The organism is Nonomuraea sp. NPDC049269 (assembly GCF_043197155.1).
In the GTDB taxonomy this organism is placed as follows: Bacteria; Actinomycetota; Actinomycetes; order Streptosporangiales; family Streptosporangiaceae; genus Nonomuraea.
Genome location: NZ_JBICSO010000012.1, coordinates 43,267 through 55,892, shown reverse-complemented (window position 1 = coordinate 55,892; position 12,626 = coordinate 43,267). Strand labels below are relative to the sequence as shown.

Below are 12,626 nucleotides of genomic sequence, written 5' to 3'. Positions count from 1 at the left end.
GCTCCTCCATCGTCGTTACGCAAACGAGATGATCCTCCCTCGTGACCATGAGAACTAAACCGTATTAGTCTTCGGTCACTTGCCACAACTAAAACGTTTCAGGCATATTGTCACACCTCCGCTACGGAGAGGCGCGCGATGCACAACCTCCTCAGCCGCACCCTTGAGCGGCTCGACCGCGTGCGGCGAGACCGGATCCTGCCCCGGATTCACACCCGGTCGGCAGGCGTCGAGGTCGAGGCATGGACCGTCGCGGACGACGGGGAGCCGGTGAGCGCCCGGCACGCCCTCGGGCTCGCCCGCGACCCCGGCCGTACCGCGCCCGGCTACCGTCCCTTCCCGCTGGGCGCGGCCTGGGGACAGGCCTGGGCCACGACCTGGTTCCGGATCCGCGGCACGGCCGGGCAGCAGGCCGGTCCCCTTGACCTCGTCCTCGACCTGGGCTGGTTCGACCACTCCGTGGGCGGCCACTGTGAGGGCCTGGTCTTCACCCCGGACGGCACGATCGTCAAAGGCCTGCACCCTCGGCAGCCCCACGTCCGGTTACGCGGAGACGGAGCCGTCCCCGGCCTGCTCGACGCCGACGGCACGTTCGTGCTCTACGTCGAGGCGGCGGCGAATCCGCTGCTGCTCGGGTTGCCGCCGTTCGTCGTCACCGATCACGGTGAGAAGGGGGCGGAGGAGCCGTTCGAGCAGTTCAGGCTGCGCCGCGCGGAGCTCGCCGCGTTCTCGCCGGAGATCCACGCCCTGGCCTGCGACCTGGACGTCGCCGGTGGCCTGGCCGCCGAGCTGAGCGCGGACGAGCCGCGGCACTGGCGGCTGCTGCGCGCGATAGAGGAGGCCCTGGATGTCTACGACGAGGCGGACGCCGAGGACGGCGCCCGGCGGGCGCGCGCGATCCTGGCTCCCGTCCTGGCCGCGCCCGCGCACGCCAGCGCCCACCGGATCACCGCCGTCGGGCACGCGCACATGGACACGGCGTGGCTGTGGCCGCTGCGCGAGACGGTACGCAAGCTCGCCCGTACGGTCTCCAACGCGCTCGCCCTGCTCGACGCCGACCCCGCGCTGGTGTACACGATGTCGGCGGCCCAGCACTTCAGCTGGCTCGAAGAGCACTACCCGGAGCTGTTCGATCGGGTGCGGCACCACGTTGAGCGGGGCCGGTTCGTACCGGTCGGCGGCATGTGGGTCGAGGCGGACGGCGTCATTCCCACCGGCGAATCGATGGTGCGCCAGCTCACCTACGGCAAGCGCTACTTCATCAGCCGGTTCGGCCGCGAACCACGGGAGATGTGGCTGCCCGACTCGTTCGGCTACTCGGGCGCCCTGCCCCAGTTGGCCCGCCGGGCCGGGTCCCGCTGGTTCCTGACCCAGAAGATCTCCTGGAACGACACCACGGTCTTCCCGCACCACACCTTCTGGTGGGAGGGCATCGACGGCACGCGGATCTTCACCCACTTCCCACCTGCGGAGACGTACGCCGCCGAGGTGACCGCCCGCGAGCTCCGCCACGCGGTCACCACCTTCAAGGACAAGGCGATCGCGTCCCATTCGCTGCTGCCCTACGGGTACGGCGACGGAGGCGGCGGACCCACCAGGGAGATGGCCGAACGGCTGCACCGCTTCGCCGACCTGGAAGGCGCGCCACGGGTGACCTCCAGGTCGCCGGCGGAGTTCTTCCAGGAGGCCGAGGCCGAGCTGCTGGACGCCGGATCCCTGGAACCGGTCTACCGTGGTGAGCTCTATCTGGAGCTGCACCGGGGCACCCTGACCTCGCAGACGGCCATGAAACAGGGCAACCGGCGCTGCGAGTCGCTGCTGCGGGCGGCCGAATACCTCAGCGCGGCGGCGAGCACGCTGCGCGACGCGCCCTACCCGCACGCGGACCTCGACGAGATCTGGCGCACCGTGCTGCTGCACCAGTTCCACGACATCCTCCCCGGAACCTCGATCGCCTGGGTGCACCGCGAGGCCCGCGACACCTACCGGATGGTCGAGGAACGGCTGCACGATCTGATCAAACAGGCCACGGCGGCACTGGGCGGCGAGCGGGCCGACCCACTCGCTGCGGCGGAACCGAGTGCGGCCGTCGTCGAGGTCACCGACGGCGAGGCCGGCGCCACCGTACTGGATGACGGTCTGCTGCGGGTCGTGGTGGACGGCGGCGGCCATGTCGTCTCCCTCCTCGACCAGCGCGGCGGCCGGGAGGTCGTCCCGCCCGGGCGGCGCCTCAACGAACTGCAGCTCTTCCGCGACGAGCCGGTGCGCTGGGACGCCTGGGACGTGGACCGGCACGTGCTGCGCCACCCCCAGGTGCTCGACGACGTCACGAGCCGGAAGGTGATCCGCGACGGATCCGACGCAGGCGTGGAGGTGGTCCGGCGGACCGGCGCGTCCACGATCACGCTGACCATGTGGTTGCGGGCCGGCACCGGGCGGTTCGAGACCGAGTGCGCCGTCGACTGGCAGGAGCGGGAACGCCTGCTGAAGGTGGCCATCCCGGCGCGGGTCAGCGCGCGGACCGCGCGGTTCGAGACCCAGTACGGGTACGTCGAACGCCCGCTGCTCGCGAACACCGCGTCCGAGGAGGCGATGTTCGAGGCCGCGATGCACCGCTACGTGCAGGTGGCCGACGCCGACTTCGGCCTCGCGATCGTCAACGACACGATGTACGGAGCCGACGCCCGCGCCGACGGCGACTCCACCGTCGTCCGGCTGTCCCTGCTCCGGAGCGCGCGCTTCCCCGACCCCCACGCCGACCAGGGCACGCACGCCTTCCGCTGGGCGGTGCTGCCCGGCGCGGACGTGCCCACCGCCGTCGAGGCCGCCTACGCGTTCAACGCACCCGACCTCGCCGGGCTGTCGCCGATAGCACCGCTGGTCCGCCTGGAGCTCCTCACCGGCCACGCGGTCGTCGACTGGGTGAAGCAGGCCGACGACTGCTCCGGTGACCTGGTCGTCCGCGTGTACGAGACCCAGGGAGGACGGGCGAGCGCACGGATGCACTGCCACGAGGAACTCGGCGCGGGAGCCGTCCTGTGGGAGACCGACCTGCTCGAACGAGAGCTCACCGGTGACGAGGACCTGCCCCTGGCCGTGGGGCCGACACACCGTTCCGTGAGCGAGGCCCGGCTGGATCTCGGCCCTTTCCAGGTGGCGACCCTGCGGATCGCCGCCCCACCCAAGGAGGACATCCAATGAAAAGATGGACCGGTGTCGCGGCACTCGCCCTAGGATCGCTACTGCTGTCCGGGTGCGGCGGCGGCGATCCGACGCCGCAGGCCTCTGGCGGGGCGCTGTCGGGCACGATCAAGTTCCAGACCTGGAACCTGAAGAACGACAAGTTCACGCCCTACTTCACCGAGCTGATCGCGGCCTTCGAGAAGGAACACGCCGGCACGAAGATCACCTGGGTGGACCAGCCCGCCGAGGGCTACCAGGACAAGCTGTCGGCCGACGCCGCCGCGGGGGCGCTGCCCGACGTCGTCGACATGGGACCCGAGGCCGCCTACACCCTGGCCCAGGCCGGGGTCCTGCTCGACCTCAGCAAGGCCGACCCCCAGGCCAAGAGCCTGTACCTGGACAAGGCGTGGGAGGCGATGACGTTCAGCGGGCTCGGCGGCGGAACCTTCGGCTACCCGTGGTACCTGAACACCGGGCCGTCGTTCTTCAACACGGCGCTGTTCAAGAAGTGCGGTCTGGACCCGGCCAAGCTGCCCGCCACCTATGACGAGCTCTTCAGCCAGGCCGAGACCATGGCCAAGAAGTGCTCGGACGTGTCGATGATCGCCCGGATGCCGGTCATCGAGATGTTCGGTGAGGCCGGCGTGCCCCTCATGGACGCCGCGGGCAAGAAGTTCACCTACAACGACGCCAAGGGCGTGGAGCTGGTCGAGCGCTTCAGGAAGCTGTACGCCGGCAAGGGCCTGACCCAGGAGTCGCTGAACAACCTCCAGACCAAGGAGGTGGAGGAGTTCAAAGCCGGGCGGCTGGCGTACCTGTCGGGCAGTTCCTACACCCTCAACGACCTGAAGGAGACCGCGCCCGACATCTACAAGGCGCTCGGGATCGGGCCGCGGATCAGCACCGCCGCCCCCAACATGTACATCGAGTCGCTCGTCGTGAACGCCACCGGCAAGAACCAGCCCCTGGCCACGGCCTTCGCCAAGTACGTGACCAACGCCGCCAACCAGCTCGCCTTCGCCAAGAAGGCCTCGGTGTTCCCCTCGTCGGCCGGGTCTATGGACGACGAGTACTTCACCAAGGACGACGGCGACCCCGCCACGAAGACGCGCCTGGAGAGCGCCGCCCAGGTCAAGAAGGCGGTCGTGTGGTGGCCGCCGGCCTTCTCCGGCTCGGCCGACGCCGACACGCTCCGCGAGCAGATCGCCCAGGCCCTGCTGGGCAAGAAGTCGGTGCAGCAGGCGCTGGACGAGTCGGTCAAGTACTCCAACGACCGGCTGGCCTCGCACGGATGACCGACTCCACCCCGGCCACCCACAAGTGGCGCGTGACCCCCTGGTTGTTCCTGGTGCCGGGCCTGGCCGTCGTCGTGCTCCTGGTCCTCGTGCCGTTCCTGAACACGCTGCGGCTGGCGTTCACGGACTCCATGCTGCTGCGGCCCGGGGACTTCGTCGGACTGGACAACTTCCGGCGGATGTTCGCCGACGAGCGGTTCGGCACCGCGCTGCTGAACTCCAGCCTGTACGTGGTGTGCGTCGTGCCGTTCATGGTGGTGCTGCCCCTGGTCCTCGCCTCGCTGCTCAGCGGGGCCGGGCGGCTCATGGGGTTCTTCCGCACCACCATGTACCTGCCGGTGATCATGTCACCGGTGATCGTCGGCCTGATCTGGACGAACCTGCTCGACAAACGCGGCCTGGTCAACGAGCTGCTCGGCACGCTCAAGCTCGTCGCCCAGCCCGTGCCGTTCCTCACCGACCGCTGGCTGCTGCTGTTCAGCGCGATGTTCGTCACCGTGTGGACGGGCCTGGGCTACTACATGGTCATCTACCTGGCCGCGCTGGCGAACATCGACCCCAGCCTGTACGACGCGGCGGCGATGGACGGCGCCGGCCCGGTACGCGCGTTCCTGAACGTCACCGTTCCGGGCGTGCGCTCGACGATGGCGCTCATCGGCGTCCTGTCGTCCGTGGCGGCCTTCCGGGTCTTCGGCGAGATCTACGTGCTCACCGACGGCACCGGAGGGGTGGGCGGCGGCGATCTGACGATGACCATGCTCATCCAGCGCGAAGGCACCGGCCTGCAGGCGCGTACCGGATACGCCGGCGCGATCAGCCTGGTCATGTCCGTCATCCTCGGCGCGCTGCTGATCGCGCAACTCGTGATGCAACGCAAGCAGAGGTCTTTCTGATGTCCACCCGACGTCGCTTCTCGCCGGGTTCGGCCGTGCGTTACCTGATCCTGGTCCTGATGGCCGTGCTGCTGGCCGGCCCCCTGCTCTGGCAGCTCTCGCTGTCGCTCAAGGGCGCCGGCGACGCGCTGTACACCCGGCCGCCCGAGCTGATCCCCGGCCATCCCACGCTGGGGAACTTCTCGACCGTGCTCGATCGCATCCCGGTGCCCCACTACCTGCTCAACTCGCTGACCGTGGCCGCCATGGCCGTCGCCGGCAACGTCGTGGGCGCCACCTGCGCCGGTTACGCACTGGGCAGGCTGCGCTTCCGCGGCCGCGGGGTGGCGGCCGGCATCTTCGTCGCCGCCCTGCTCGTCCCGGCCGAGACGGTCCTCATCTCCCAGTTCCTGCTGGTCAGGGCGGCCGGTCTGGCCAACACCCTGATCGGCGTCGTCCTGCCGACGATCGTGGCCGCGCTGAACGTGCTGCTCATGCGCAACGCGTTCGCCAACCTGCCCGCCGAGTTCGACGAGGCGGCCGTCATCGACGGCGCCAACGCCTGGCAGCGGTTCATCCGCGTCTCCGTCCCCCAGGTCAAGGGCGTCATCACCGTCGTGGCGATCTTCGCCTTCGTCGGCTCGTGGAACGACTTCCTGTGGCCCCTCATCGTGCTGTCCGACGAGGACAACTACACCCTCACCGTCGGACTGAACCGGCTGCGCGGCACCTTCTACGACGATCCGCGCCTCATCGCGGCCGGCACGATCATCGCCCTGGTTCCCATCGTCACGTTCTTCGCCGTGTTGCAGCGCTACTTCTTCCGCGGGCTCGAAGCGGGAGGCTTGAAAGGGTGAAATGCTGAGATTCGGGGTCAACTACACGCCCTCCCGGGACTGGTTCTACTCCTGGCTGGATCCGGACTGGACGGCTACCCGGCGCGACATGACGGCCCTGGCCGGGCTCGGCCTGGATCACGTCCGCGTCATGCCGCTGTGGCCCGTCCTGCAGCCGAACCGGACGCTGATCCGCCGCCGCGCCCTCGACGACGTGCGTCACGTCGTGGAGATCGCCGGCGAGGCCGGTCTCGACGCCAGCGTCGACGTCCTGCAGGGACACCTGTCGGGCTTCGACTTCGTGCCGAGCTGGCTGACGGACTGGCACCGCCGCAGCATGTTCACCGACCCGGACGCGATCGGCGCGCAGGCCCACCTGGTCGAGGCCCTCGACGAGCACCTGCGCGACCTGCCCAACTTCCTCGGCCTGACCCTGGGCAACGAGGTCAACCAGTTCACCTCCGCCCTGCACCCGAGCCCGATGCCGGCCACCGCGCAGCAGGTCACGGCCTGGCTCCGGGCGCTGCACGGCGAAGGTCCGCGCGACCGGCGCCACTTCCGGCTCAACGCCGAATACGACGCCGTCTGGTACGCCGACGGTCACGCCTTCACCCCCGCGCACTCCACCCGGCACGGCCAGATGAGCGTGATCCACTCGTGGATCTTCAACGGCACGGCGCAGGGGTACGGCGCGATGTCGCACGAGAGCGTCAGCCACGCCGCGTACCTCATCGAGCTGTCGCGCGCCTTCGCCCTCGACCCGGCCCGCCCGGTGTGGCTGCAGGAGGTCGGCGCGCCGCTCAACCACCTCACCGAGGACCAGGCGCCGGACTTCTGCGAGGGCACCGTGCGGGCGGCGGCCGACAGCGACGCCCTGTGGGGTGTCACGTGGTGGTGCTCGCACGACGTGGAACGCGGGCTGGCCGACTTCCCCGACCTGGAGTACAGCCTCGGCCTGATCGGCGCCGACGCCGGCGTCAAGCCGATCGGCAGGCGCTTCGCCGAACTGGCCGCCGAACTGCGGCACCGGCCGCGCCCTTCCCCACGGCGGGAGGCCGTCGTCGTCCCGGTCGACGCCGAGGACGTCCCCGTGTCCCGGGCGGAGCTCTCTCCCGGCGGCGGCGTGTTCGAGACCTGGATGAGCCGCGCCCGCGCCGGAGCCCGGCCCGCCGTGGTCACCTCCACGGTCGCGGGCGACCCGTCGGCGCTACGCGCCCGCGGCATCGAACGGCTCGTCCACGCCGAGCCGACGGGTCGCACCTTCTACAGCTCGGTCGCCGATGTCGAGGTACTCGAACGGATGGCCGCACATGCTGATCGTTGAGCCCGGCAGCGGCAGCGGCAGCGGCAGCGGAAGCGGAAGCGGGAGCGGGAGCGGGAGCGGCGGTGGCGGTGGCGGTGGCGGTGGCGAGCCCGGGACCAGGACCGGCATGGGGCCGGGGATCGGCGTCGTGGAGCCGCTGCTCGCCGAGCTTTCCCTGCGGGAGAAGGTCGGCCAGCTCAACCAGCGCCTGTTCGGCTGGCAGGCCGTCGAGCGGGCTCCCCGGGGCGGTTTCCGGCTCACCGACCTCGCTCGTGCCGAGCTCGATCGGTGGGGCGGACTCGGCGCACTGTACGGGGTTTTCCGCGCCGACGCCTGGTCGGGCCGCTCGTGGGCCGACGGGATCCGGCCGGAGGAACGCGCCGAGGTGGCCGCCCTGGTCCAGGACGAGGTGTCGCGGGCGGGCGGGCGCCACATCGGAGTGCTGCTGTCCGAGGAGGCCCCGCACGGGCACCAGGCGCTGGGCGGGACGCTGCTGCCGACCAACCTCGCGGTGGCCGCGGGGTGGGATCCGGCGCTGCTGACCGAGGCCGCGGCCGCCGTCGCGGCCGAGCTCGCGGCCAGCGGGGTGCACCTGGCGCTGGTGTCCGCGCTCGACCTGCTGCGCGACCCACGCTGGGGGCGGGCGGAGGAGTGCTTTGGCGAAGATCCGCTGCTGGCCGCGGAGCTCACCAGAGCGCTGGTGATCGGCATGCAGGGTAGTGATCGCGGCGCGGTGGGCGGCGGCGGAGTGGCGATCGTGGTCAAGCATCTGGCCGCTCAAGGCGAAGCCGTCGGCGGGCGCAACGGCCAGTCCGCCGTCATCGGCGCCCGCGACCTGCGCGAGCTGCACCTCCCGGCGGTCCGGGCCGCTGTGGAGGCTGGGGCGCTGGGGTTCATGGCGGCTTACAACGACATCGACGGGGTGCCGTGCTGCGCCAACCGCGACCTGCTCACCGGCTTCCTGCGGGCCGAATGCGGCTTCGACGGAATCGTCATGGCCGACGGCCTGGCCGTCGATCGGCTCACCTCGATGACGGGCGACCCGACGGCCACCGCCGTGGCGGCGCTCGAGGCCGGCGTGGACCTGTCGCTCTGGGACGAGTCCTTCGGCCTGCTGGAGCAGGCCGCCACCGAGGACCCGCGGGTGGCCGAGCTGGTCGACACCGCCTGTCGCCGGGTCCTCACGCTCAAGCAGCGCTTCGGCTTGCTCACGGAAAGCCTGCCTGCGGCCACCGCGCCCGTCACGCTCAACCATCGCGAAACGCTCGCCCTGGCCGGCCGCGCCGCCGACGGCCTGTCCCGTCGGCTGGCCCGGCAGTCGCTGGTGCTGCTCCACAATGGCGGCGGGCTCCTGCCGCTGGACCGGCGGGCGCTGACCAAGGTGGTCCTCGCCGGTCCGAACGCCCGCGACGTCACCGCCCTGCTGGGCGACTACGTGCCGCCCCTGCCCCCGGGGTCGGCCGCCGGCCTGGACCTGGCCCTGCGGCAGGCGCTTCCCCACGCCGAGGTGAGGTGCGTGTCCGGCGTGCCGACGGTGGCCGACCTGAGCGGTGCCGAGGTGAGGTGTGTATCCGGAGTGCCTACGGCGGCCGATCTAAAAGGCGCTGACGTAGTGATCCTGGCGCTCGGCGGGACGAGCCACCGTACGTACGCGGAGGACTTCGCCGCCAACGGGGCGATCGCGGGTCCGGCGACCGTCGCGACGGCAGGGGAGGGCGTCGACCTGGCCGACCTCTCCTTGCCAGGCGGTCAGGACGACCTGGTCGCCGAAGTTCGCGCGCGGGCCCGCTGCCCCGTGGTGGCCGTCGTCATCGCCGGCCGTCCGCATGTGCTCACCGGCGTGCTCGCCCACACCGACGCCCTGCTGTGGGCCGGTTACCCCGGTCCGCACGGAGGCCATGCGATCGTCGACGCGCTGCTCGGTGTCCACGAGCCGGTCGGCCGCCTGCCGTTCACCGCACCACGCCATCCGGGGGCCGTGCCGGTCCGCCACAACGACCGGCACCCGGCCCATGGTGTCTACCAGGACGCGCCGGACCCGGTGCTGTTCCCCTTCGGCTCCGGCCTGCGCTACCGGCCCGTGCGGTTCGACCGCCTGACCGCGTCGGCGCATGCGGCCACGGTCCGGGTGAGCGTCGAGGTCGTCAACCCCGCCGATGCCGAGGCCGAGGTCATCGTGCCGCTGTTCGGGCACCGGGCCGGCGGCGTCGTGCTGCCTCGCGTACGCGAACTGCTCGCCTTCCGCAGGGTCACCGTCCCGCCGGGCGCCCGCGTCACCGTCGCCTGGGACCTGCCCGCGGCGCGCTGCTTCGCCGAGGGCGCGGCGGACCGGGCCGTCACCGACCTGTACGTCGAAGACCTCCACGAGACCCTCCGACCGTTCAGCCACCCAAGGCCGCCAGCGGCCGAGCTCATTCTCAACAGTGAGGAGTTGTGATGGCCCGATCACCTCGCACCGGCAGACGGGTGACGACCCGTGCGGGCACCGCCGCCCTGGCCGCGATGCTCACCGTCGTGCTCGCCGCCGGCGGCGCCGCGGCCAGCGACACGCTGCCCTGGACGGGCGACAGCGCGGCCGGTGCCCACCAGCCCTACCAGCACGGCTACTCCGTCACCGACCTGCTGCGCTGGAACCCCGCCGACGACGCCCACGCCGAGCTGTTACGCGCCAAGGTGCCGCTCCAGAAGCGCAACCCGGCCAACGCCGCCACGCAGCGCACCCCCGCCCTGCCCGCCGACACCCAGCTGCTGACCCTGGCCGGCGACTACGGCAACGCCTTCTTCGAAAGCCACCCTTACACCAACGAGTTCAGCCAGTACCTCTTCAACTACTGGCAGTACGCCGACTTCTACGCCTCCTGGCACGGCATGCCCACCGAGGGGGTGCCGGTGAGCTACTACGACCCGGCCAAGGACTGGCGGGAGAAGTGGTTCGAGTTCGGGATGCTCAACCTGCCCAACCCCGGCTACACCAACGCGGCCCACGCGAACGGGGTGCGCTCGCTGGGGTGCGTCTTCTTCTCCGACAACGACCGCGGCGACCAGACCTACGCCGAGCTCCTGGTCCGCGACGCCGACGGCGGCTTCCCCGTCGCCGCCAAGCTCATCCAGCTCGCCAAGTTCTACGGCTTCGACGGCTACTTCATCAACCAGGAGGCGAAGCTGGCGCCGGCCGACATCCCGGCGTACAAGGAGTTTCTGCGGCAACTGCGCGCGGGCGGCATCTACGTGCAGTGGTACGACTCCATCAACAGCTCCACCGGCGCCATTTCGTACCAGAACGAGTTCAACTCGGTCAACGGCCCGTTCGTACGCGACGCTCAAGGTGACGTGTCCGACTCCATCTTCCTCAACTACTGGTGGAACAGGACCAAGCTCACCAACTCCAAGAACTACGCCGCCGGCCTCGGCCTGAACGCCCGCAAGAGCGTCTTCGCCGGCGTCGAGGCCGGGCAGTACCAGTTCGACCAGCCCTACAACCTCGACGACAACCTCGACGCGAGCGGTGCGCCGATGAACGCCATCGCCACCCTCGGCGCCGACTTCGTCTCCTCCGACTACGCCGGCAAGACCGACGACGCGGCCCAGCGAGACGTCTTCGACCGGGAACGCCGCTGGTGGACCGGCTCCTCCCAGGGCGCCACCACGCCAGAGGGCAGCTGGAAGGGAATCTCGAAGTACATCGCCGAACGCTCCGTCATCGGCGGCACCACGTTCGCCACCTCCTTCAACACCGGCCACGGCCTGTCCACCTGGACCAAGGGCCGACTGTCCAACCCGAAGGAGTGGGGGAACGTCAACCTCCAGGACCTCCCGGTGACCTGGCAGTGGTGGATCGACGCGGCCGGAACCCCCCTTCGCGCCGACTTCGACTACGGCCCCGCGTACACGCCGGCGAGCCGGTTCTCCTACCAGAAGATCGGCGCCTACAACGGCGGCAGCTCCCTCGTCCTCAGCGGCACCCTGGACAGCGACAACACCGCGCGGCTCTACAAGACGGACCTGAAGCTCACCAAGCGCTCGACCCTTGAGCTGACCTACAACAAGCCTTCGGCGAGCGACGACTCCGAACTCCGGCTCGGCCTCGTCCTCGCCTCCGACCCGGCCAAGGTGATCCAGCTTCCGCTGACCGGCTCGGGCCGGCACACCACGGGCTGGACCACCGGGTCGGCGGACCTGTCGGCGTACGCCGGTCAGCGTGTCGCCGCGCTCGGGCTGGTCGTCGCGGCCGGCGCCCGCCCCATCCCGGGATATCAGGTCAACCTCGGCTCCCTGGCCCTGCGCGACGGCCAGGCCAACACGCCCGCCGCGCCGCAGGACCTGCGCATCACCGAGCTGCTCCCCGAGACCGGCGAGCTGTTCCTGTCCTGGAAGCGCTCCGGGTACGACAAGGTACGCCGCTACGACGTCTACCTCGACGACACCTATCTCGGCGGAGTCTACGACGACGTCTACTACGTCAAGCGCTTCACGGCCACGTCAGGAACGATCAAGCTGGTGGCGGTCGGCCCGGACGGGTCGCAGAGCCCGGCGGCGACCACGTCGTTCGACCTGTCCACGGCGCCGGGCGGGGTGAAGACGTCGGCGAAGCCGGACGGCACGCTGACGGCCGCCTGGACGCCTCCGGTCCGGGGGAGCGGCGGGCCCATCACCCTGAAGGTCCAGAGCCTCGACACCGCCCACCCGTACACCAAGGAGGTCGAACTGTCCGGAACGAGCACGGGCACGACGCTGACCGGCGTACCCGTCGACGGCGGCGACTACCTCCTCACCCTGCGGGCGGGAACGGGCACGACCACCGGGGCACGCGGGACGTTCGCCGACGCCGAGATCAGCCCCTATCCGGCCTCGGCGGTGGCGATCAACGGGAACACGTTCACCTTCTCCCGGCCGGCTCTTCCGGACTGGCACACCTTGACCATCCTTGAGGACGGCCAGGCGAAGTCGTTCGCGACGACCTACAGCTCGGGCGCCAAGCCGTACATCATCCGCGGCCGCACCACCCGGGGCGCCGAAACGGTGACCATGTCCAGCGCCACCAGCAAGGTGGTCGCCATCCTGGAGGACTACGCCGGCAACAAGGCCACGACCGTACTGCGCGGCAACTGACCGCGGAAGGGGGGCGGGTCGCCCCGTC

The 12,626-nt window shown here is 70.5% G+C and carries 7 protein-coding genes; all 7 read left to right on the top strand.

All coding sequences use genetic code 11. The features are described from left to right. Window positions 1-138 precede the first annotated feature (138 nt). From ACGFNP_RS52380 to ACGFNP_RS52350, 7 genes are read left to right on the top strand one after another with little or no spacing between them, the layout of a single operon-like run. Entirely contained in the window at window positions 139-3,201 is a 3,063-nt protein-coding gene (locus ACGFNP_RS52380) for an alpha-mannosidase (protein ID WP_393331304.1), read from the top strand. Continuing rightward, window positions 3,198-4,478, top strand: a complete 1,281-nt coding sequence (locus tag ACGFNP_RS52375; RefSeq protein ID WP_393331302.1) for an extracellular solute-binding protein — start codon at window positions 3,198-3,200, stop codon at window positions 4,476-4,478. The genes ACGFNP_RS52380 and ACGFNP_RS52375 overlap by 4 nt, the downstream gene beginning before the upstream one ends. After that, complete coding sequence (locus tag ACGFNP_RS52370) at window positions 4,475-5,371, top strand: carbohydrate ABC transporter permease (protein ID WP_393331300.1); 897 nt, start codon at window positions 4,475-4,477, stop codon at window positions 5,369-5,371. The genes ACGFNP_RS52375 and ACGFNP_RS52370 overlap by 4 nt, the downstream gene beginning before the upstream one ends. Further along, window positions 5,371-6,207: a carbohydrate ABC transporter permease gene (locus ACGFNP_RS52365; RefSeq protein WP_358320948.1), complete on the top strand. Its 837-nt coding sequence runs from the start codon at window positions 5,371-5,373 to the stop codon at window positions 6,205-6,207. Before ACGFNP_RS52370 ends, ACGFNP_RS52365 begins: the two co-directional genes overlap by 1 nt. A gap of 1 nt (window position 6,208) precedes the next feature. Further along, on the top strand, window positions 6,209-7,510 hold the full coding sequence (locus ACGFNP_RS52360; protein ID WP_393331297.1) for a glycosyl hydrolase: 1,302 nt from the start codon (window positions 6,209-6,211) through the stop codon (window positions 7,508-7,510). After that, window positions 7,497-9,926: a glycoside hydrolase family 3 N-terminal domain-containing protein gene (locus ACGFNP_RS52355; protein ID WP_393331295.1), complete on the top strand. Its 2,430-nt coding sequence runs from the start codon at window positions 7,497-7,499 to the stop codon at window positions 9,924-9,926. Before ACGFNP_RS52360 ends, ACGFNP_RS52355 begins: the two co-directional genes overlap by 14 nt. Beyond that, complete coding sequence (locus ACGFNP_RS52350) at window positions 9,926-12,598, top strand: hypothetical protein (protein WP_393331292.1); 2,673 nt, start codon at window positions 9,926-9,928, stop codon at window positions 12,596-12,598. The genes ACGFNP_RS52355 and ACGFNP_RS52350 overlap by 1 nt, the downstream gene beginning before the upstream one ends. Window positions 12,599-12,626: the final 28 nt, after the last annotated feature.